This is a genomic window from Maribacter flavus (genome assembly GCF_008386635.1).
Classification (GTDB): domain Bacteria; phylum Bacteroidota; class Bacteroidia; order Flavobacteriales; family Flavobacteriaceae; genus Maribacter; species Maribacter flavus.
On sequence record NZ_VUOE01000002.1, the window covers coordinates 206287 to 229097 of the forward strand.

General features: G+C 40.9%; 24 protein-coding genes. 14 read left to right on the forward strand and 10 right to left on the reverse strand.

Going from position 1 to position 22811, the window contains the following annotated elements:
- On the forward strand, window positions 1-465 hold the full coding sequence (locus F0361_RS11190; RefSeq protein WP_154918700.1) for a hypothetical protein: 465 nt from the start codon (window positions 1-3) through the stop codon (window positions 463-465).
- A 77-nt stretch (window positions 466-542) separates the two neighbouring features.
- On the opposite strand, the gene F0361_RS11195 is transcribed toward F0361_RS11190, so the two are convergent.
- Both F0361_RS11195 and F0361_RS18840 read right to left on the reverse strand, forming a co-directional pair.
- Entirely contained in the window at window positions 543-731 is a 189-nt protein-coding gene (locus tag F0361_RS11195) for a hypothetical protein (RefSeq protein ID WP_154918701.1), read from the reverse strand.
- A 1489-nt stretch (window positions 732-2220) separates the two neighbouring features.
- Window positions 2221-2379, reverse strand: coding sequence for a hypothetical protein (locus F0361_RS18840; RefSeq protein WP_211361166.1), 159 nt, complete (start codon window positions 2377-2379; stop codon window positions 2221-2223).
- A 558-nt stretch (window positions 2380-2937) separates the two neighbouring features.
- Here F0361_RS18840 and F0361_RS11200 point away from each other — a divergent pair.
- The 4 genes from F0361_RS11200 to F0361_RS11215 all read left to right on the forward strand — a co-directional run bounded on the left by F0361_RS11200 (window position 2938) and on the right by F0361_RS11215 (window position 5184).
- Window positions 2938-3138: a hypothetical protein gene (locus F0361_RS11200; RefSeq protein ID WP_154918702.1), complete on the forward strand. Its 201-nt coding sequence runs from the start codon at window positions 2938-2940 to the stop codon at window positions 3136-3138.
- A gap of 121 nt (window positions 3139-3259) precedes the next feature.
- Window positions 3260-3619, forward strand: a complete 360-nt coding sequence (locus F0361_RS11205; RefSeq protein ID WP_154918703.1) for a hypothetical protein — start codon at window positions 3260-3262, stop codon at window positions 3617-3619.
- 9 nt (window positions 3620-3628) lie between these two features.
- Complete coding sequence (locus tag F0361_RS11210; protein WP_154918704.1) at window positions 3629-4711, forward strand: RHS repeat-associated core domain-containing protein; 1083 nt, start codon at window positions 3629-3631, stop codon at window positions 4709-4711.
- Between the two features lie 2 nt (window positions 4712-4713).
- Window positions 4714-5184 (forward strand): hypothetical protein, encoded by a 471-nt coding sequence (locus F0361_RS11215; RefSeq protein ID WP_154918705.1) that lies wholly within the window; start codon window positions 4714-4716, stop codon window positions 5182-5184.
- A gap of 43 nt (window positions 5185-5227) precedes the next feature.
- Here F0361_RS11215 and F0361_RS11220 read toward each other — a convergent pair whose 3' ends face one another.
- Complete coding sequence (locus F0361_RS11220) at window positions 5228-5818, reverse strand: hypothetical protein (RefSeq protein ID WP_154918706.1); 591 nt, start codon at window positions 5816-5818, stop codon at window positions 5228-5230.
- Window positions 5819-5987: 169 nt separating this feature from the next.
- Here F0361_RS11220 and F0361_RS11225 point away from each other — a divergent pair, with 169 nt between their 5' ends.
- The 8 genes from F0361_RS11225 (at window position 5988) to F0361_RS11260 (ending at window position 14431) form a co-directional block, all read left to right on the forward strand.
- Window positions 5988-9563 carry a T9SS type B sorting domain-containing protein gene (locus tag F0361_RS11225; protein WP_154918707.1) on the forward strand — a complete coding sequence of 1192 codons (3576 nt, stop codon included), beginning with the start codon at window positions 5988-5990 and terminating at the stop codon, window positions 9561-9563.
- Window positions 9564-9642: 79 nt separating this feature from the next.
- Window positions 9643-10359: a hypothetical protein gene (locus F0361_RS11230; RefSeq protein ID WP_154918708.1), complete on the forward strand. Its 717-nt coding sequence runs from the start codon at window positions 9643-9645 to the stop codon at window positions 10357-10359.
- 1 nt (window position 10360) lies between these two features.
- Entirely contained in the window at window positions 10361-10753 is a 393-nt protein-coding gene (locus F0361_RS11235; RefSeq protein ID WP_154918709.1) for a hypothetical protein, read from the forward strand.
- 8 nt (window positions 10754-10761) lie between these two features.
- On the forward strand, window positions 10762-11229 hold the full coding sequence (locus F0361_RS11240) for a hypothetical protein (protein ID WP_154918710.1): 468 nt from the start codon (window positions 10762-10764) through the stop codon (window positions 11227-11229).
- Window positions 11226-12518, forward strand: a complete 1293-nt coding sequence (locus F0361_RS11245) for a hypothetical protein (protein ID WP_154918711.1) — start codon at window positions 11226-11228, stop codon at window positions 12516-12518. Before F0361_RS11240 ends, F0361_RS11245 begins: the two co-directional genes overlap by 4 nt.
- Entirely contained in the window at window positions 12506-12850 is a 345-nt protein-coding gene (locus tag F0361_RS11250; protein WP_154918712.1) for a hypothetical protein, read from the forward strand. The genes F0361_RS11245 and F0361_RS11250 overlap by 13 nt, the downstream gene beginning before the upstream one ends.
- Window positions 12831-13298 carry a PulJ/GspJ family protein gene (locus F0361_RS11255; protein WP_154918713.1) on the forward strand — a complete coding sequence of 156 codons (468 nt, stop codon included), beginning with the start codon at window positions 12831-12833 and terminating at the stop codon, window positions 13296-13298. The genes F0361_RS11250 and F0361_RS11255 overlap by 20 nt, the downstream gene beginning before the upstream one ends.
- Window positions 13298-14431 (forward strand): type II secretion system F family protein, encoded by a 1134-nt coding sequence (locus F0361_RS11260; protein WP_154918714.1) that lies wholly within the window; start codon window positions 13298-13300, stop codon window positions 14429-14431. The genes F0361_RS11255 and F0361_RS11260 overlap by 1 nt, the downstream gene beginning before the upstream one ends.
- A 492-nt stretch (window positions 14432-14923) precedes the next feature.
- Here the strand turns inward: F0361_RS11260 and F0361_RS11265 are convergent, their stop codons facing one another.
- From F0361_RS11265 to gcvT, 5 genes are all read right to left on the reverse strand, one after another.
- Window positions 14924-15631 (reverse strand): YebC/PmpR family DNA-binding transcriptional regulator, encoded by a 708-nt coding sequence (locus tag F0361_RS11265; RefSeq protein ID WP_154918715.1) that lies wholly within the window; start codon window positions 15629-15631, stop codon window positions 14924-14926.
- Window positions 15632-15710: 79 nt separating this feature from the next.
- Window positions 15711-15998 (reverse strand): 4a-hydroxytetrahydrobiopterin dehydratase, encoded by a 288-nt coding sequence (locus F0361_RS11270; RefSeq protein WP_138258637.1) that lies wholly within the window; start codon window positions 15996-15998, stop codon window positions 15711-15713.
- A 6-nt stretch (window positions 15999-16004) separates the two neighbouring features.
- A complete protein-coding gene (locus F0361_RS11275) occupies window positions 16005-16826 on the reverse strand; it encodes a sugar nucleotide-binding protein (protein WP_154918716.1) in 822 nt (273 codons plus the stop codon).
- A gap of 1 nt (window position 16827) precedes the next feature.
- On the reverse strand, window positions 16828-17742 hold the full coding sequence (locus F0361_RS11280; RefSeq protein ID WP_154918717.1) for a glutaminase: 915 nt from the start codon (window positions 17740-17742) through the stop codon (window positions 16828-16830).
- Window positions 17743-18828, reverse strand: a complete 1086-nt coding sequence (gcvT, locus tag F0361_RS11285) for a glycine cleavage system aminomethyltransferase GcvT (RefSeq protein ID WP_154918718.1) — start codon at window positions 18826-18828, stop codon at window positions 17743-17745. It abuts the gene before it with no gap.
- A 126-nt stretch (window positions 18829-18954) separates the two neighbouring features.
- Here gcvT and F0361_RS11290 point away from each other — a divergent pair, with 126 nt between their 5' ends.
- Complete coding sequence (locus tag F0361_RS11290) at window positions 18955-20565, forward strand: aminopeptidase P N-terminal domain-containing protein (protein WP_154918719.1); 1611 nt, start codon at window positions 18955-18957, stop codon at window positions 20563-20565.
- On the opposite strand, the gene thrC is transcribed toward F0361_RS11290, so the two are convergent.
- Both thrC and F0361_RS11300 read right to left on the reverse strand, forming a co-directional pair.
- The gene (gene thrC, locus F0361_RS11295; protein WP_154918720.1) at window positions 20562-21857 is read right to left on the reverse strand and encodes a threonine synthase; all 1296 of its coding nucleotides are present in this window, start codon (window positions 21855-21857) and stop codon (window positions 20562-20564) included. The genes F0361_RS11290 and thrC overlap by 4 nt on opposite strands.
- 32 nt (window positions 21858-21889) lie before the next feature.
- Window positions 21890-22810 carry a homoserine kinase gene (locus tag F0361_RS11300; protein ID WP_154918721.1) on the reverse strand — a complete coding sequence of 307 codons (921 nt, stop codon included), beginning with the start codon at window positions 22808-22810 and terminating at the stop codon, window positions 21890-21892.
- Between the last annotated feature and the right edge of the window lies 1 nt (window position 22811).

Sequence of the window (22811 nt, forward strand, 5' to 3'; positions counted from 1 at the left end):
ATGTCCGTTTACCAAAATGAATATTTTATTGTTCCTAAAAAAGGAGAGCACCTCTTATTTGAAGGATTAAATCTAAAGTCCTTTTTGGAAGATGATTTCTTCGAGGAAGACTTGTTTTGGATTGGACAAAATATAGAGTTAGTTAGATTGAAACCCTATCTACTGGAAAATTTTGGAGAAGATGAAAGTTGGTCGGATAGTCTCAAAATTTATGGAGAAAATGAAGGTAACTGTATAAAAATAATTACTGAAGAGAACGCCATAGTCTCCATAACTTTTAGGATAAACTTCACCACCGATTATGGTAAGTTTATCACTGAGATTCTTGAGTTTTGCAAAGAAAACGGATTTATGATTGTTGATAATGAACTATATGTCCTGCCATTGGATTACCAAGCAATTTGTAACAACATCCTGAACTCAAACGCTTTTGAAAATTATAAGACCTTCTTTGGGCAAGAATGATTATTGAGTTCTATTAAAAAGGTTTTTTGAATCTTTATATAAGCCAGTTCCGATAATAGGACTGGCTTTTTTGTTGGCTACCCTGCCAGCTTCTGCACCTTCTTCTTGGTGATGAAGGCATCAATCAATTTTTTAACGGTGGATCGGTCGTCCTCGTCCATGCGCTCGACCTCCTTGAACTGTTCGAGCAGTTCCTTGTCGGAGAGCTGTTCGGCATTGCCGCCGTTCATCAGAAAATCGGCCGTGATACCAAGTGCGCCCGCCACCTTCTGCAGTACATCGGCGGAGGCCTAAGCTGCCGCACGAATCCTTTCGAGTGGCCCTTAAGTCAATAACCTCGTTCCGTGAAGTCTAGGACCTATTATTATTCAGGGTATAGTGTACAAATATGAAACTCCAAAATATGATATAGAACAAAACCGCCCTATGAGGCGGTTTTTTGGGTCCTTTTTTTCTTGATGAACTCACGCTCTGCGATGTCTGATACTTCTAAGCAACTTAACAAAGCGATAAATGAGAAGTTTGCAACTTCGTACAACTTTTTTGAAGTCTAAGCACTACGTTTATTGGTATTTAACGATTTTGTACATTTCGATGATGACTTATATCTAGGATGATAAAATATGGAAATAAGGAAAATCACATCATGCTAAGTCTAATATAGTTGATTGGTAAGACGTTTTCCTTACCCCCTGCTCTGCGAAGTCTGTGACTTCGGAGCAAAGTATTAAAGTAAGGAGTGCAAAGTTTCAAACTTCGCACAGCTTTATTTGAAGTCTAGGCTCTACGATTATAGGTATTTAACGATTTTGTACCTTTTGATGATGATTAATATCGAGGATGATAAAATATGGGAATAAGAAATCACATTATACTACGACTGCTATTGTCGATTGGTCAGACGTTTTCCTCGCCATTGCCAGGTTCTGACCATTAAATCCGCATTCGAACTATAAAGAATTTCCAGTGCAGCAATGTTATGTTTTTTATGAGATGAATCCATAATGAGAATTCTGCAACCCCCGTTCTGTGAATTTCAATTTTGGAAAACCCTTGTAAGCTTATTTATACTTTTTCAAATTGAAGTGATATTTTACACCAACTATGTTTATCCTAATAAGCGATTTTAACGCAAATAAAGTGGCATAAGCAAACCATAGAAAATGGCCATCTTGCATTGCTTGTTTGAAACACCGAAAATCTCTGAAAAAATTAAGGTTTTTGTAAGGCTTTAAGAAGAAAATTAAATTTGCCGGACCAATAATTCCCTGATAGGACATATCAAAAAAAACGAATAGTCAACGTTTTGCTGTTGATAAAACCGAATAACTGCAAAAAGAGCGTACTTGAAATCTTCGTAAATTTGTAGGAGTCCTAAAAAGGAAAAATCAGGCCGTAAAGAGGATTTTAGCTAGCCTGATTAGTTGGTACTTTGTTGTCTTGACGGACCAAATATACGAAGTGCCATCCGTTTACAAAAGTTAAAATCCTCAAGGGGATGGCTTCTCTTCTATGGTATGAGGCCAAGGCTAAATACATAATATTATGGCCAAAACAGAAAAAGGGAAAAAGATAGTCTCAGTACCTGCCCATACCAGGAAAGTTGGGAACAAGACTATCAAAGTACCGGCGCACAAGCGTTCAACGCCCAACTAGGGCATTTTTAAAGGTCGCCTACGGGCGGCCTTTTTATTGGGTAAATGACTCGTTCAAGATGTGTGTGCTTAGCCACAAATTTCTCACTCTTGCCTGATGTTAAATCGCCGCTTGCCTTTCATAAGAAAAAACGATTAACCAAGTACTTACGGCCTCTAAATCGTTCTTTTCATAACCCTCCCTTCCAGAAAAAGTACGCCGCCAAGTGGCCGAATCCCGAAATCTGTAGATTCCAGATTTTACCAAAATTAATACCATTAAATGCGGGGCGGTAGGTCAGAGGTTCAAACCTTCGGGGATTCAAACCTAAAATATAATTGCATGCGAATCAATAAACTAAGCCGTTCGAAAATGACACGTGGGAAGTTTTTGTGTCCTGAATTCCGAAAAAAGGATTTTTTTTAAAAGGGAAAAAAGAAACATAGCTACCCCACCAAGAGCAAATGAAATGCCATCGGAAAGAAGATTTACGGAAATGTCCTTTAAAAGTTCCAATGTATAAAGATAGAAAAAGTCGAACGATGGCAGCACCGATATAAGAAGTATTCTATATGAGGAGCTTTTAGGACGAATTTTTTTTCGTAACTACGGATTTACCATTGTTCATGTTACACGACTTCCAAAACCGTTGTGTTTACTTGCCGGACGTAAGGTGGTTTTTTTTGTTCTTTTTTTAGCGAACCCCTATAAGTACATTGACCAACAGAAGGTCGAAAGGTGATGTCCTTTTAAATGGGAATCAAAAAATATAGCTTGAAACCACTAAACTGAAAAGTTTTAACGCTTAAGGAAGGCGTACTATTAAAAATTGTAACCATGAACAAAAATCTGTTAGGAATCTTGATCTTCTCGCTGGCACTGGTAATATACCTATCAATACTGCCAATTGAGAAGGTCGAGACTATAGGTGACTTCTTCGAGAAGATCATTACCCCAGTGGCCATACCGATTTCATTGGTAATAGGTGGCAAACTTGGGTTATCAAAATACTATGAGTGGAAAAGAAAACGGGAATAATTGCGTTATATTTAACCATGGATGTTCTTTAAAATACTGAAAGTCTATTTTTTAGGGAGCTATTGGCCAAGAAACGCGACCGCTCTGAAAAAGTGGCCAAGATAGATTAAAACTAGGGAACGTGCGGCTGTCCTATTCTGATACTGACGGGAACGGACAAATTAATGACAGCGGAATCTTTACCGATGGTTTTGAGAGTGCCAATGGATGGAACACTGGTGGGACCATAACGGATTACGACAGTACTTTTAGTATGTCCGGGGAGTACTCTGGAAAAATTGTACAGTTGGCAACGGGCGAAAAATTCGTCCAGAGCGATACGTGGACAACGATAGACAATGCAAATGCGACCGATTACACCTTTTCCGGATGGGTGTACAGTGACGGGCCCACTGCCGATATTTTTCTTTTCATGAAAACGGAAACGGAAGCGGGTTATTTCACCCAGGTATCATCCGTTAGAAGTACCACTACCGGGTAATGGGAGTATATGGAGAAGACCGTCTCCGTACCATTGAATATCAAAAAGTTGAATATCCGGATAGACAACAACGGGGGCGGAACGGTCTGGTTCGACGATATCCGGATAGAGGTAACTGGATCGGAGATTGTTGAGGAGAACAATTATTATCCCTTCGGGCTTGAACATAAAGGGTACAATAATGTGGTGAACGGTCAGGAAAACAACTACCAGACATACCAAGGACAGGAAAAGGAGGAGGAGCTCGGAAAAAATACCTACGCATTCCAATGGAGGGACTACGACCCCGCTATAGGAAGGTTTAATAAAGTGGATAGGTTTGCGGAGAAGTACTTTGACCAGTCACCATATCACTTTACAAAGAATAACCCTATAACCTTTCAAGAAGTAAAGGGGGATAGTATTAGAGTAAGTTTTAGGACAGGTTTTCTTGGAATTTTTGGAAAAAAAGTTACTCTCACCTACGATGCTGCAAATAAGTATTGGAATGGAGCGGATGGGAAGCAGTATTCAGGAGAGACGAGCAAATTTGCTGATATGGTACTTGGAGATTTAAACAAAAACCGAGAAAACGTATTGGGTAATGAAATCGTTTCCAATTTGGCCAACGATAACTTCGACCACTTTGTGAAAAATGGCGACCCTAATAAAAATACATATAGAAGTGGTAAAGATAACAGGCTAGTGCCAAAGGACTTAAACATTTATTATAATGGTGACTACAGTACTAGTGAAAAGGTATTGCAAGGAGGAAAATCAGGGAACACTCCTGGATATGCTGTACTAGGGCACGAGATGGCACATAAATATTCTCTAAAGGGAGTTGCTAATGTGAATTGGTTTGGTAGCGGTTCGAATGAAAGAGGAGTTGACGAGTACAACGCAATGTACTATGAAAATGTATTACGGGGCGCAAATGGATTACCCTTAAGGACTCACTATACCGAAAATAACGGGAATTATCAAGGGCCAATACTTAACAGTTCGGGTACTTTACAACCACCACCAACATTACTTTCTAATCAAAATGCGTCCACTATGCCTGAAGTTCATGCTATATTAATAATCAATCGATTCTTAAACAGATTTTAAAGATGGTAAATAGAAGAATTATTTTATCAGTTTTATTCATGATAGCATTAGGGTTGTTTTTATCATGCAATTCGACTAAATTGATAAATGAAAGTATTGGCGACAATAAAATTACTGTTGAAACTACTCAATGTGGAAGTTATGAGGTTAAAAGCAATCAAACAACCATTGGCTATGTTGTCAAGCCCTTTGTGATAGAAGTCGATAAAGTAAGTGAAATAAAGGAATTTGAACGGAAATTAATCTTAAAATATAAAAATAAGTTCAATAGAGATTACAGGTCGTATGTTTTTACTACTGATATTGCTGGGGATACAATTTTAATATCTAAGTTTTTGCCACCTAGGCAAATTGAAAATAATCTGAGTTGGAAATGCCAGTTACAAGAGGTGGGTACATATCCTAAAAGATCTCAAAATGTTTTTTACAACTGCTCAAAAAACCGTTTTAAGGTCCCGGGGGATCCAGATTAAATTTTACAAATAAAGCCACTCTTCGGAGTGGTTTTTTTATGCCCTAGAGCCCAACAGGTCTTTCAAAGAGATTGTTCTCTATACGGTGGATGATAAGGGCCTCGACCTCGCTCGGATGTTTTAGATTAGGAGTGCCGGGCATGTAGGTATTGTAATCCGTTTTACAGTTCGGGCATATATGGTCTACCAAAGAACAGGAGCATTTATTGCAGTATGCCATAATGTTTATGATATTGGTACTGCCCCTGTTCAAGCTATAGCCCCACCGGTACTGTATGCCGTCGAAAACGTCCCTCCTGTAAACGTCCCAATCCGGGTTTTCGAACCTGGATTCCTTGTTCGCCTTGGGTCTAAAAAGGGAAATCAAATAGAGGATCCCTATCAATGCAGCTATGCCCAGAATGGGCAGCAGTATCAGAAAATACAGTTTTACGGAATACTCATTATTGAAGAAACCCATCACGGCGTTAAGACCGCTTTTGATACCGTCCCAAAGAAAGTCGTCGATAAAGAAAGAATCGATAAGACGGAGAACCAGTACGGACAGCACCCCGCCGATTACGGTAACGACCCAATTGTTCTTAAGCAGCTTCCGAATGTTTAGGATGTATATATTTTTTTTGTCTTGGGACATAGTGATAACATTTTTATTAGGAAGTCAGCCATATTTGTTATGATATAAAACAGAAAACATTATTTCAGAAAGACAACCGAAAATGCGAGCATATAATCGTAAATACTAATAATCTGTAGGATTATACGTTAAAAATAAATAGTTTTAATTAACCTATCATATAGCCTACTTGAAAAATTTTCAAAAATTCATTTTTTCGACCATCATCCTTTTTTTCAGCTCTTTAGGTTTTTCCCAAAGAGAAGGTTCCATATGGTATTTCGGTGAAAACGCAGGTCTTGATTTTAATAGCGGTGTACCTGTAGCCTTGAACAATGGCTCGCACTCTATCCAAGAAGGATGTGCGACCATGTCCACACCGGATGGTAATCTATTGTTATATACTGACGGTAACTTTGTTTGGAACAGAAACAATGAAGTAATGCCCAATGGTGATGGTCTTTTAGGGCATTCGAGTAGTTCCCAGTCGGCTATTATTGTACCACATCCAGGGGATACAAACAAATATTACGTTTTTACTGTGATGGCGAATTATCACTTATTCACAAGTGAGGGATTTAATTATTCCGTTGTAGACATGACACTCGACGGAGGAAATGGAGATATTGTAGGAACGGAAAAGAATATTGAGCTATTGCCTAGGGTAGAGGAAAAACTAACGGCAATAAAAAAATCGGATACGGAATATTTGGTTTTAACTAGGCACTTAAATACTTTTTATACATATACCATAGATTTGAATGGACTTGATCCAGTTCCTGTTGAAACAGTAATAGAACCTACCCTTTTGGGTGCACAAGATGTATCGGTAGGAATTAATAGTTGTATCGGTTATATGAAGTTTTCACCGGACGGTACAAAGTTGGCCGTTGCTTTTCTGGAGTATCTTTTTCCCAATCCTCCGTATCAAATCAGTAATGGCGGGGTATATCTGTATGATTTTGATATTGCAACAGGGCGCCCCTACAACCCTAGATTGCTCTCTGAATTTTTTAGACCATATGGGGTTGAATTCTCCCCGGATTCCAGCAAATTATATATAGACATTGGTTTTGGTCAACATGTTCCTGATAAATTGGATAGTGGTGAAATTTATCAGTTCGACTTGGACAGTCCGGATGTTGGTTTATCAAAGGAATTGATACATAAAATGCCCTATAGCCATTATGCAGGTGCGTTACAATTGGCCATAGATGGAAGGATATATTTTCCAACCTTAGAGGATAGCGAACGGTTTGCCGACCCTGGAATTTTCGCGGGGGCATTATCGGTCATTGAAAACCCTAACGAAGATGCGGCTTTATTATCCATTAATATTGAGTCTGTACCTTTGAATGGTAATACAGGTACCGTTGGTCTACCCACTTTTATTTCTTCTTTTTTTAATATTGGGTTCCTATACCAGAACACCTGCCTTGGAGATACCACTCAATTTGAATTGAACAGTACTGATACCGTAGTTTCCGTATTTTGGGATTTTGGAGACGGTTTTACTTCTACAGTGGAAGAACCGGGCCATGTATTTATGGCCCCGGGAACATATACTGTAAGGGTTACCGTGACTACGGCTTTTGATACGAAAACTGAAACCAAGGAGATCACTATCTATGAAACTCCAGTGGCTTATGCCCCTGGCGATTTGATAGGATGTACCTCCTACGGAAGTTATAACTTGGACATGCCTTCTTTTAATTCAACGGTTTTAGGTATACAAGACCCCAATGATTTTAGGGTCGACTATTTTTTGACCCAGGCCGATGCTGATAGCAATGTCAATGCCTTGGAACCCATTCATTCCTTCGAATATGGGACCACCACTGTTTTTATACGTGTATCAAATAGAAGTAACGTACAATGCTATGCCACCACCCAATTCAATATCATTGCCCGGGAAGCCCCGCTAATGGATACCATAACGGATTGGACGGTCTGTGATGATGATACGGACGGATTTTTCACATTTAATCTCTCCCAAAAGAACACAGAGATTTTCAACGGTCAGGACGAAACAAAGTTCGAAATCCTGTATTTCCCCACGCAAGCGGATGCCGATGCAGGGACAAATCCCTTACCTGTAAATTACACGAACACCACGGTTACCGAAACCATATTTGTTAGATTTCAGAATAGCATCTATACAGATTGTTTCCGAACGGGAAGTTTTAATATTGAAGTGATTCCCGGAGTAACGGCCAACCGACCGACCGACCTTTCCCTTTGTGATGATAACAATGATGGGCAAGCGATTTTTGACCTGACACAAACAGAGATCGAAATTATTGGAACCCAAAACCCGAATAGTTTAAACCTAAGCTATCATGAATCCCAAGCGGATGCAGATAGTGGAATGAATCCCTTGAACGCTAGTTCCTATTTAAGCAATGCCTATCAAAATATGATATATGTACGGGTAGAAAATGCTTCGGATACGTCCTGTTATGACACTACACTTTTTAATCTGAACATTTACGATACGCCCGTGATACCACAAGTGGCCGATTGGCAGGTATGCGACGATAATAATGACGGATTCTTTTTATTCGATCTATCCGAAAAGGAAAATGAGATTTTGAAAGGAACTACAGGAACGTACGTTTCCTTTTATACTTCGCAAACGGATGCTGAAACGTCACAAAATGGGATTATAGGTAATTACCAAAATACAGGCAATCCACAGACCATCTTTTTCCGTTTGGAAAATGCGAACAATGCCCAATGCTATTCAGTATCATCCTTTCAATTACAGGTGTTCGATACCCCAACTGCTTATACCGCATCGGATATCATTATTTGTGATACAGAAGAAGCGGGACGCTACTATTTTGACCTTTCCGAAAAGGATGTAGAAATTTTGAATGGTCAGGATGCCTTGTATTATGATGTTAGCTACCATGGTACCGAAAACGATGCATTGAACGATTTGTCGCCACTTTCCAAGGCCGATTATCGAAACACCAATCTAAACGAAACCCTTTGGGCACGTGTCCAGCACACCGATTTGGAAAGTTGTTTTGATGTCACCAGTTTCAACCTAATCGTGAACCCATTGCCACAAATGGACATGGAGGAACGCTATGTTATTTGTCCGGATAGTCCAGATTTGGTCATCGATGGAGGTGTATTTGAAAGTTACAGTTGGAGGGATGCAAACGGAACTGAAATAGGGAACCAAGCAACCTTGGACATTACCAATTTAGGAGATTATTCATTAACGGTTACTCAGACAACCAACGGGATTACCTGTGAAAACACGGCCTATTTTGAGGTGGTGTCTTCGGGAGCACCGGAGACCTTGGAGGTAGATTTAAACGGTTTTTCGGATGAAGTGCAACTGGAATTGTTGGCCACGGGAACGGGCGAATTTGAATATTCCATCGATGGAGAGAATTACCAATCTTCCAGCAGTTTTAGGGTCTTTCCGGGGCAGTACACGGTCTACGTTCGGGATATTTACGATTGTAGGACGCTAACGGAGGAGGTGACCGCCATGGGCTATCAACGTTTCTTTACGCCCAACGGGGATAATGTGCACGAATTTTGGCACATCATTGGAGCAGAAATGTATACCGATGCCCAGCTCTTTATCTACGACCGGTATGGGAAGCTTTTAAAGCAATTACCTATAAACTCAGAAGGGTGGGATGGCACTTATTTGGGTCAACCCATGCCAGCTTCCGACTATTGGTTCCGTTTTGTTTATGACCAGAACCAGGTCTTTACGGGGCATTTTACGTTAAAACGTTAACTATCACCCATATTCATCGAAAAAAATACAACACTTTGTACGATTTTTCGTTATAGAACTCCAAACCAAATCTTAACCAATGAAGCAAAAACTCTCTTTGCTGGCTATATGTGTTTCTATCATGGCCTGTTCTAGCCTAAAAAAATGGCAGTCCTTTGAAAACCAGACCCTTAGTTTGGGTGTGGTTGGCGAGACGACGGACGATGTATTCACCAAAAGTTTTCGGGAAGTCGGTCAACCCAAATTGAGTAATCCTATATCCGTGGATGTACAATCGGTTCCCTTCACAAAAGCATCGTTTCATAAATACAAAAAATATAAAGAACAAGTGGGGGAGCCCCTGTTTTTGGAATATAACGATAGCTTGGAATCGGTTGCCAGATTTTTCAAACTAAGGATTACTGATTTCATTCATTTCAAAGAAGCGTTGAACAGTGAAGCCAACGAGGTTACGCTAGAGTATTTAAAGGACGATGCCAGTCTAGAATTGTTGACCGAAGTTTCCCTGGTGGCAGATACATCTCAGGAACCTATCCTGAAAATGGCGTCGCAGGCTCAGCTTATCCAAAAAGGAAATCGGTTTTACTTGGAAGTGAAAAACAAGGGACAGTTTACGGAAGTACATACCCATTCCTTGGAAATTTTCGACTTTGAAACCGCAGGGTTTTGTTGGCAATTGAACCAACGGTACAAAGCGGAAATCGCGACGATACTTGAAAACGGTCAGGCTTGCTCAAAGGGTACGGAGAACAAAGCGAAAAAACTGGATGATACCTTCAACTATTTAAAACTATAATATGAGACCAATTTTGTCCATTCTACTATTTATAGGAATCATTTTCTTGAGTAGTTGTGAAGAACTCTTGGAGGTAAAGGATATATCCGACCAAGAAGTGAACTTATTGGCCCCTTCCGATAGTGTTGTAGTCATGCAAAGCGATGTGCGATTCAGTTGGGAGGAGGTTTTTGAGGCCCATAGCTATCATGTTCAAGTGGCCCAACCCAGTTTTGAGAATGCGGCCCAAATCGTAATAGACACCCTAGTGGTGGTAGATAGTACCTATAGGGGTTCAAGCTTTGTAAAACCACTCCTGGACAATGGCTATGAGTGGCGTGTAAAAGGAATGAACAGTGATTTTGACACCCCATTTAAAACCCATCGATTCTGGGTGGAGAGTACAAAAAATTAGGTTTCCAGGTGAAAAAGCAGCAAAAGACATATTTACTTTTGGCCTTGGTATTGACCGTTTGGGGTATCATAGGGTTTCAGGTGGTTCGTGCAATAAACCCTACCACGGACGAATCGGAAAATGTGCCTGAAGTAAAGAAATTCAAACCTGTTGAAATCAAGAAGCGAAAGGAATTTACCATCGTTGCCGATTACCGAGATCCCTTTTTGGGGACTTTTGAAAAACCGAAACCCAAGTCGGTCAAGGTGGTAACCCCAAAAATCAAAAAGGAAACCCCTAAACGGAATATTCAGTACACAGGGTTTGTTTCCACAGGTGAGAAAAACGGCACTCTTTACTTTGTAACCATAGATGGGAACCAACAAATGATGGAGGTGAACGGATCGTACAATGAAGTAAAATTACTACAGGGTACGGAAACCTACATCAGGGTACGATACAACGGAATTACGGATGAAATCTCGCTGACCCAATGATTTTTTATAAAAAAATAAAAGCAGGGGCCTTGCAATTCGTACTTTTTGTGGGTGCGGTGGTGGCCCTACTTTTATTATCTTTTTTATTGCTTTCCCATACCCAACAGCACTTCCAAAATACATCCAAAATATGGGTAGAGGTTTTACAGAGTGTGGATTACGGAATGCAGGCCTCCCTCTCAAAACCCACGCAACCCAATGAAGAAATTGAGATAGAAAAGCCTGGCGATCTTCCTATTGACATTCGGGTAAAAAAGAGTTTTTGGGGGCTACTGGAGCAGATAGCCGTTACAGCCTCTCATGGAAATACCACCTTTACCAAAATAGGTCTAATAGGAGGCAAATATCTAGAAGAATTACCCGCCTTATATGTCAATGACCACCAAAGACCAGTGGTACTGGCCGGAAATGCAAAAATTACGGGCACGGCCTACTTGCCCCAACAGGGGGTGAAAATGGGGAATATTGGAGGGAATTCATACCACCTTCCAAGGTTGATTTATGGCAATAGTTTGAAGAGCGATTCCAATTTACCAAAGCTTGATACCGAGTTTTTGCAACAGATGCAACGATGGACCCAAAACAACTTTAAACCGGAAGGAACTCTTTTACAAAGTTTGCCAAAAGAAGGCCTAAAAAATTCATTTCAGGAAGAAACAAAGATTTATAAAGGACGAAAGGTTATCGTAGAAAATATAAGCCTAATGGGGAATATTGTTATTGTGGCCGATGAAGTAATAAAGATTCACTCCACCGCACGATTGCATGACCTTATTTTGTTGGCACCCAAGATAGAAATCGGTGACGGGGTCGTAGGTAATTTTCAGGCGATTGCCACCGAAAGTATTGAAGTCGGCCAAAAATGTAACCTGTTCTATCCATCTGTATTGGCGGTTAATTCCACCAATAATAAAATGCATTTATCAAGCAATACCGGTGCCGATGTAATGAATCGGCCTCCAAAAGTGTTCATCGGTAAAAATTCGGAAATACGGGGTTTCATTATGGCTTTGGAAGAAAATGAGGAACGACAGTATTCGCCACAAATAAAAGTGGAGACCAATGCATTGATCCAAGGGGAAATATACGCCACGAAGAACCTGGAATTAAAAGGGACCGTTCAAGGAATGGTCACTACGGACGGTTTCATTGCCTTGGAAAATGGGAGTATCTATCAGAACCATTTATATAACGGTGTCATCAATAGTACCCAGCTTTCGGCAGCTTATGTGGGTATTCCTTTGGTTGATAGGGTACAAAACAAAAAACTGATGCAATGGCTTTATTAAAGAAAATAAAGGCATCCTCCTTAATGGAAACTTTGGTGGCCACGGTTTTGATCGTCATCATCTTTATGGTATCCAGTTTGGTGCTGAATAACATCGTGACCAATAACATCAGAAATAACACTGAAAAAGTAGCGGAACGTTTGGTCCAATTGGAATACGCCATCCATCATCGGGCACTGGAAGTTCCATTTTTGGAGACGTTTGGAGACTGGGAGATTGAAATTTCCAATCAGGGGAATACCAAGGATAATCGCCTTTTAATAAAGGCGTTTAATACAAGAACCAATAAGGAGATTTCAAAATCGGTACTAATTGAAGGACAGAATCTATAAAATAAAGGCATTTTCACTCCAGGAGATGATGGTGGTGCTTATCATTACTTCGGTGGTGGTTGGTATGGCTTTTGCCGTTCTTAATTTGGTCCAACGACAAATGAATGGCATTCAAAACATTTACGAAGTCAAAAATGATATTGTGGGAATGCGACAGTCCCTCTGGATGGATTTTTCCAAAGCGAATTCCGTCTATTATGATAGTAAAAGACAAGAACTATATTTTAACAATGGTATGGAGGAAAGGAAATATTCGGTAAGGGATAGCCTTTTAGTAGGTACCAACGTAGAATTGGCCATTGAGACGATAGAATTCTATTTTGAAAATCAGAAAGTGACACAAGGCGAAGTCGATGCCTTGTCCATAAAAACGACTAAGGATACGGGAAATGCTGAGATATTCGTCTTTAAAAGGAATACACCAACTACCTACATGAACTTACGCTAATGAACGGATTTAAACTGGAACATAGCATTTCTAATAAGGAACTCAACCAAAAGGAAGATTGGTTACAAAACCTCCTGAAAAAGGAGGTCGGATTTGGTTCCTTCTTTGGAAACAAGAAGAAGGAAGACTTTTATACGGAATTAGCCGTGTTGCTGAAGGCCGGAATCCAGTTGAAGGATGCCATTACCTTGATAAAGGAAAACCAAAAAAAGGAAAAACTCAGTTTGTTCTTCGAGGAAATTTCCGATGCACTGATTGCAGGAAACAGTTTTTTTGAGATTTTAAAGAATAAAAAGGAATTTTCAGAATACGAATATTATTCCATAAAAATAGGGGAGGAGACCGGTACGTTACCCCGAATCGTAGAGGAATTGGGTAAATTCTATCAGGTTAAAAACGAGCAACGACGAGGGTTGTTAAATGCGTTGACCTACCCTATAATCATTCTTTGTACGGCAGTGTTGGTTGTTGTATTCATGTTGCGAATGGTAGTACCCATGTTCGAGGATATTTTTAAGCAGAATGGGGTGGAATTGCCGGGTATTACCAAAATGATTATTGGAGCCTCCAATGGAATCAAAGAATACGGTTGGTTGGTACTTTCCATTTTAGCGCTACTGGTGCTTTTGAGAAGTGTGTATGCCAAAAAGGAATGGTACAAAACCAACAAGGACAAATTTTTAAGGAAGATACCTTATCTGGGATCTTTTATTACCTCGGTCTATCTCTCCCAATTTACCCAAGCCGTAGAACTTTTGACATCCTCTAAAGTACCCATGCTCAACAGTATTCAATTGGTGAACAAGATGATTGGCTATTATCCACTCAATAAAGCATTGGTGGATGTAGAGGACAATATTCTGAAGGGAAAGAGTTTGCATCAAAGTATGTCCGAAAGTTCCATTTTTGATAATAAAATGATTTCCTTGGTCAAGGTTGCTGAAGAGACCAACCAGACAGAATATATCTTCCAACGCCTGAGTCATCAATACGCCATGGAAGTACAACAAAAATCAAAACTTCTGTCCACCCTTATGGAACCCATAATTATCGTGGTAATTGGTATTTTTGTTGGGGTGATTTTGGTTTCCATGTACTTGCCGATGTTTAAACTGAGCAGTATTGTGGCGTAAAATTTAAATGTTTTGGGATATACTGAATTGTATACCTAAAAGTATTTTTTGAGATTGACTATATGCTTAAAAACATGTCAAAACAAAGATTCTTAACTGCTCACAATTGTTAGGGATGGCTTAACTAGCATTGGTTTCCAATCTTAATAACATCACCTTAATCCAACAAAACTTTATGGGCTAAAATTTTTCCATTTAGTAGGTTGTTCCTCAAGAAATGGGAATCAAAATAGTAGTATTCCGTCGTTTGACCTACCAATAAATTCAGCATCAAAATTTGACTTGATTTAGGCAGAAATTGGCATTATTGTTACTAATTTTTGGATAATTGTACTAAAGAGTTTCTATAATTAACAGTTTGTAAGTCATTGAAATAAAGATGGTTCAATTAATTTTCAATTCTGGTGAGGCTTATTGCTTTTTAAGTGTGTGATGTACTTTCCCAAATTTTTAACATCACGTGTAACTATTTGAATATCAATTGAAAAAAAATTATTCCATGTTGTTAAAAACGTTCTGGACGTCATCATCTTCCTCAATTTTCTCTAGGAGCTTCTCCACATCGGCGGCTTCTTCCTCGCTTAAAGGTTTTGTGACCTGGGGGATGCGCTCAAAACCGGAGGATAGGATTTCAATTCCCCTATTTTCCAATTCTTTTTGTATCGCACCAAAGCTTTCAAAGGGAGCGTAGATTAAAATACCGTCATCGTCCACAAAGACTTCTTCGGCACCAAAATCTATCATTTCCAATTCCAGCTCTTCGGGGTCGATACCTTCTGCAGGAATCCGGAAATTACAGGTATGGTCGAACATAAATTCCACGGAGCCGGAGGTTCCCAAACTTCCGTCACATTTATTAAAATAGCTTCGGATATTGGCAACTGTTCTGGTGTTATTATCCGTTGCGGTTTCAATTAATATAGCAATTCCATGTGGACCGTAACCTTCGAAGAGTACTTCCTTATAATCGCCTTGGTTTTTGTCAGTTGCACGTTTAATGGCCCGTTCAATGTTGTCCTTGGGCATGTTGACCGCTTTCGCATTCTGGATCACCGCCCGTAGCCTTGAATTGGCATCAGGGTCCGGACCTCCTTCCTTAACGGCCATTACAATGTCCTTCCCGATCCGGGTAAAGGCCTTGGACATAGCGGCCCATCGCTTCATTTTACGTGCTTTCCGAAACTCAAAAGCTCTTCCCATAGTCTATTTCTTTAATGCTGGCAAATTTAGCAAAAATCCCAAATGTTAAAGCCGAAAACCGGTCTTTGATAGTATACGGTTAATCACTCTCAATAATATCCTCGATGCTTCTTGCCAGTACAAAGTCCTTTTCTGTAACGCCATTAGCTTCATGGGTACTTAACCGAATATTGACCGTTTTATACACATTGCTCCAATCAGGATGATGGCCCTGGGCCTCACATTCAAAGGCTATTCGTGTCATGACAGAAAACGCTTCCTTAAAATCCTTGAATTCAAAAGTGGTCTCAATGGCTCCGTCTACATATTCCCAGCCGTCCAACTGGCCTAAATAATCATAAATCTGTTTGTCCGTAAATTTTTCCATATGTTATTATTTAATAATATGATGGTCTATAATTTCCTGATAGGTAAATCTTAAATTTTTGGGCAATAAGTTCGATTTTGGAAGCACTGCCAAATACCTGTCCTCATTGGTGGTATAAACCCTTTTAATTATTGGGTTGAAGGTACCCACACGTTCCAAAACTTCCTTTATAAAATCCTCATGGTGTACCAAATCCGTACTTCCAAGATGGAAAATTCCCGTTTTATTTCTATTGATAAGATAATGAATTTGTTGCGTTAGCCTGTCATCGTTGGTCACATTTAATATCAAATTAGGAAAAACCTCCACAGGTTCATTATTAAGGATGAGATTTTTCATTTCCCGTACCCTTGGCGAACCATTTCCAAATACCATAGGGATTCTCAAAATGGCCATTTTATCCTTTGGCAATCGCATGAGCATATTCTCTATTTTTATCTTTAATCGGCCATAAATACTTTCAGAAAGAGTTTTGTCATTTTCATAAGAAGGATATTTACTGTAGGCATCAAAAACGTTCGCCGACGATAAAAAATAGAGTTTGCAATTTTGTTGGCCAATATACTCCGCCAGATGTTGGTGCATGGTTATTTGTGCAGCAAAATTCCCTCGTATGGCGGAGATGATTATCTGTGGTTTAACCGTATCCAGTATCTCGAAAATATCGTCTTCCTCCAGATTGAACTGAAAAAATTGTTGGTTGTTTTCAAATGACCTCCGTGCATTGAAATAGGTGCCATAGGTGTCAAAGTAATTGCATAGTTCCTTGTAAATGGCGTTGCCAAGGAACCCGCTTCCCCCTAGTATTAAGACCTTCTTTTTCTCCAAACTAGAATATTGATAAATTGGATAATGTAGTTAGTCGCTCCAGTGCCGCCATGCCCCTAGTGGAGTTTCCTTTGGGGTTTAGGCCCGGTGACCAGACAGCGACACAGAATTTTTTTGGTAACAGTGCCACAATTCCACCACCCACACCACTTTTGCCGGGTAGCCCCACTTCAAAGGCAAATTCACCGGCCTCATCATAGAAGCCACACGTAAGCATAATGGCATTGATCCGTTTGACCTGACTTACGGTCAAAAAATCATGATTCTGTAGGCACTTGCCCCGGTTTATGAACAGATAGAACGTATTGCAAAGCTGGGTACAGGACATGGATAGGGAACACTGGTAAAAGTAGAAATCCAATACCTCGATGACATCGTTTTTTAAGTTGCCATAGGATTTTAGAAGGTTTGCGGCAGCATAATTTTTAAATCCGGTCGCTTTTTCTGAATGGGCCACTTTTTCATCGTATGAAATTGAAGTGTCGCCACTGACTTTATGTACAAACTCCAAAAATTCCTTCTTGGGATTTTTGAGCTCGCTTACCAAAATATCCGCGATGACAATGGCTCCTGCATTGATCAACGGATTTCTAGGGATTCCATTTTCCTGTTCCAAAAGGGAGAGATGATTGAAGGGATCTCCAGAAGGTTCAACGTCCACACGGTCCCATATTTTCTCACCAATGAGCCCCATGGCCATGGCCAATGTGAGCACTTTGGAGATACTCTGCACGGAAAAACGCTCGTCAAAATCCCCGATTTGATACGATTCCTTTTCAATATCCAATAAACAAATCCCAAATTTATCCTCCGGTACACAGGCCAGTTCAGGAATATAGGTGGCAACCCTTCCCGTATCGGACAACTGCTTTGTCTTCTCGTAAATGGTATGTAGTATCTTTTTGAAATCTGGCATTTAACCCTTGTAAAAAGGTAGTTTTACAACTGTGGCCGGTACTGAATTTTTTCGAATCTGGATATGGATTTTACTTCCGATTCCAGAAAACTCGGTCGGGACATACCCCAATCCGATACCCTTTCCTAAAGAAGGGGACATTGTCCCAGAGGTTACGATGCCTATTTTGTTTCCATCGGCATCCACAATGTCATAGTCGTGCCTTGGTATTCCCCGTTCGTCCAACTCAAAACCAATAAGCTTTCTTTTGGGCCCTTTTTCTTTTTCCTTTTCCAAGGCTTCGCTATTGACAAAATCCTTGGTGAACTTGGTTATCCATCCCAAGCCTGCTTCAATAGGGGAAGTTTCATCGTTTATATCGTTTCCATACAAGCAGTAACCCATTTCCAATCGTAAGGTGTCCCTAGCGGCCAAACCGATCGGTTTGATGCCAAAATTTGCCCCGGCCTCAAAAACCATGTCCCAAACTTGCTGTACCTCGCTGTTCTTGCAATAGATTTCAAAACCACCTGAACCTGTATACCCTGTTGCCGAGATGATTACATACTCGATACCGGCGAAATCGGCCACTTCAAAATGGTAGAACTTGATTTGTGACAAGTCAACGGAAGTCAGGGATTGCATGGCTTCCACTGCTTTTGGACCTTGTATGGCCAGCAGCGAATAATCATCGGATAGATTTCGCATTTCTGCTTTAAAATCAGTATTATACTTCGAAATATGGGCCCAATCCTTATCTATATTGGAAGCATTGACCACCAAAAGATATTGTTCCTCCTTGATCTTGTAAACGATTAAATCATCCACAATACCACCGGTCTCATTGGGCAAACAACTGTATTGCGCCCTGCCAATGGTCAATTTGGAGGCATCGTTGGAGGTCACTTTTTGTATCAAGTCCAAAGCGCGGGGACCGCTGATCAAAAATTCACCCATGTGCGAAACATCAAAGACGCCAACACCGTTTCTAACCGTTTCATGTTCCACATTGACGCCCTCGTAAGAAACGGGCATGTTATATCCTGCAAAAGGTACCATTTTGGCCCCTAATTGCTCATGAGTTTTTGTTAAGGCTGTATTTTTCATCGTATTGAATTATGCATGGCAAATTTAAGGGAATTAAATAGGATAGCATTCCAAGGGCATCGTATGTTTTCCCCAAATTTTATAGTACCTTGTTCGTTCCTATTTTTTTAACTTTAAAGAATACTTATGAAATTATCTGTGCTGTGGATTGCTATCCTTTCTATATTAACGGTAAACTCTCAAAACCTTCCACAAGACTATTTGTCATCGGATTTCCATAAAGAAAGAAGGGATAAAGTCCGGGAATTGATGGCGCCGAACAGTGTCTTGGTCTTTTTTGCCAATGCCGAGCGAAACAGGGCCAATGATGTGGATTATATCTACCATCAAGATCCCAATTTTTATTATCTCACCGGTTATAAGGAACCCAATGCCGTATTGCTTATTTTCTCCGATATGCAGAAGGATATCGATGTACAGGAATTTAATGAAATGATTTATGTTCAGGAGCGAAATGCCAAAGAGGAGCAATGGACCGGAAAGCGTTTGGGTGTGGAAGGGGTACGGGAGCAACTTGGGTTTGACAAGGTTTTCAATGGCAGTGATTTTGCCGATGTCCCTATCGATTTCAAATCCTTTGATACCGTTTCCTTTTTTGATTTTGAGAATGATTATAGGGACAAAAGGGGAAAGGCCGATTTGTTCGACCTTATAAAAACCTTTAAACTAAAGGCCAATTATCCATCGGATTATGACCCGGTAAAGCAGAACCTGTACGCAATGATCCAATCGGTAACACCCAATAATGCAGAAAACGTAGTTAAGGCGGTGGGTAGGTATTTAGCATTTTATGAAAACCTAAAAGACGATGAATTCCTGACGGACTTCGTGAATGCCACCGATGAATCAAAGAGGCTGGAAGTAAAGGAAAAAGTAAATTTAGAGTTGGCTTCCAACAATTTGGACTCAAAAATGATTTCAGAAATAATGGCCACGCTCAGGGAAACCAAGACCCCGGAGGAACTGAAATTATTGAAAAAGGCCATAGAAATCTCCGCAGTGGGTCAAATAGAAGTGATGAAAGCGATGCACCCCAACATGTCCGAAACGGAAATCCAAGGCGTCCATGAGTACGTCTATAAGAAATATGGGGCTGAGTATGAAGGCTATCCTTCCATCGTGGGGGGCGGCAATAACGGATGTATTTTGCACTACATTGAAAATAATAAAATGGAGGTGGGCAATGATCTGGTTTTGATGGATTTGGGAGCGGAATATCATGGCTACACGGCCGATGTTACCCGAACCATTCCCGCCAATGGGAAATTCACTCCTGAGCAAAAGGCCGTTTACGATATTGTATATGAGGCCCAAGAGGCAGGGATACAGGCCAGTGTAGTCGGCGCCGAATTTCAGGCTCCCGGAAAGGCCGCCTTGAAGGTCGTGGAGAATGGATTGATGAAGTTGGGTATCATCAAGGAAGCCAGTGAGGCGAGGACCTATTTTCCGCATGGTACATCCCACTATTTAGGTTTGGATGTGCATGACCAAGGTACCTACCGTCCGTTTCAGGCCAATACCGTCATCACTGTAGAGCCCGGTATTTATATTCCGGAAGGCAGCGATTGCAACGAAAAGTGGTGGGGCATCGCGGTACGTATAGAGGACGATATTCTCATCACGGAGGAAGGTCCGGTGAATCTATCGGCTATGGCTCCGCGAACGACCGAAGCTATCGAGGCCATGATGAAACAGCCCAGTCCTTTGGACGATTTTCAATTGCCAAAGCTGGATTAACGGTTCAAAAGGAATTCGCTTAAATCCGAATAGGCCTTGATTTTTATCGATTTTTTCTCCTTGTCCATTACCTTTTGGATTTGTGGGGGCAGGGGAAGTTTTTTGCCAATGGTCTCTTCCACCACATCCAAAAATTTCACGGGGTGGGCGGTTTCCAAGAAGATGCCATAGGTATCCGGGTGTTTTTCCTGATACTTTTTTAATCCCAAATAGCCCACGGCCCCATGTGGGTCGGCAATATATCCACTAGATTTATAGATATCCAAAAGTGCTTTTTTCGTCTGAATGTCCGTAAAGGAGTAGGAGGAGAGGTGATGCTCTAAAATGTCAAAATCGTCCTCGAACAAATGTCGTATTCTCACAAAATTACTCGGGTCCCCCACATCCATGGCATTTGAGATGGTCGCCGTTGAAGGTTTGGGGTCATAGCTCCGTGTTTTCATGAACTGTGGAACGGTATCGTTTACATTGGTGGCGGCAATAAAATGGGTTACCGGCATTCCCAACTTTTGGGCAACCATACCGGCGCATATATTCCCAAAGTTCCCGGAAGGTACTGAAAAGACGATTTCCCTTCCCTTACTTTTTGCTTGTTTATAGACGAACAGAAAGTAAAATAACTGTGGAAGCCATCGGGCTACATTGATCGAGTTGGCCGAGGTCAGTTTCATGTTACTTAAAAGTGCCTCATCTAGAAAAGCAGTCTTGACCATCGTCTGACAATCGTCAAAAGTACCTTCCACTTCCAAGGCCGTAATGTTCTGCCCCAAGGTGGTCAATTGACGTTCCTGGATATCACTCACCTTTCCGCTTGGATAAAGGATCACCACCTTTACACCATCCACCCCTAAAAATCCATTGGCTACGGCACCTCCCGTATCTCCAGAGGTGGCCACCAAAACGGTGACCTCATTTTTTTCGTCTTTAGAAAAGTAGCCCAAACATTGCGCCATGAAGCGTGCACCTACATCCTTGAACGCCATGGTGGGCCCATGAAAAAGTTCCAAGGTAGCGACGTTCTTATCGATTTCAACGACGGGAAACTCAAAATCCAACGTATTCTTTAGAATCTCGCGAAGTACATCGTTCGGGATTTCATCATTAACGAATTGATGGATGGCATTGAACGCTATTTCCTGATTTGAAAGGTCCTCGATGGTTTCAAAGAAACTTTGGGGTAGCCGTTCAATGATTTCTGGAAAGTAAAGCCCTTTATCCGGTGCTATGCCATTAATAACTGCTTCTCTAAAGGAAACGTCAGGGGCTTTTTTATTTAGACTGTAGAATTTCAATGTGCTGACTTATATTTCTTTAGGCCACGGAATTAAATTGTCCGTACACCTTCATGGTTAATTTTGGATACATGGACATCATGCTCCACACCTATTTCCTCATACACTTCTTTCATGGCAACGGCCACCTTTTTCGCATTTTCCGTTCCTCTGCTCAATGCAAAAATGGAGGGTCCAGACCCTGAAATACCGGCGCCTAATGCTCCGGCTTCCAATGATGCTTTTTTCACTTTATCAAAACCAGGAATTAAGATAGCGCGTATGGGCTCAACGATATGATCTTCTAAGGAACGACCTATCAACCCATAGTCATTTTGCAACAGACCGGCAATCAATCCGCCTACATTTCCCCATTGTTTTATGGCGGTTTGAAGGGATAGCGTGGTCTTTAAAATTTTTCTGGAGTCCGATGTCTTTATCTCGATTTGCGGATGTATGACCGTTGCAACCAATTCTTCGGGTGCTTTTATAGGTACAATGTCCAAAGGGGAATAGCTTCGTACCAGGGTAAAACCGCCAAACAGGGCCGGAGCTACATTGTCTGCATGGGCTACGTCACTGGCCAGGCGTTCTCCCTCCATGGCGAAGGTGACCAATTCGGTTTTTGAAAAGGGGTTTCCCAATAAATGGTTCATGGCCCAAACCGCTCCCGTTGAGCTTGCCGCACTACTTCCAATACCGCTTCCAGGTTTTATTTTTTTATGTATTTCGATTTCAAAGCCACCGTCGTAATCGGCTTTTTCCCATAGTGCGAGTCCTGCGACACCAGCAACATTATTTTTTGTTTCAAGGGGTAAATTCTGTCCCTCTATCTTGGTGATGAAAACTCCTTTTCTGGAGGTCTTTCGAACGACCATTTCATCCCCTACTGAATCCAAGGCAACGCCAAGAACATCGAACCCGCAGGAAATATTGGCGATTGTCGCCGGGCAGAACACCTTTACTTCGTCCATA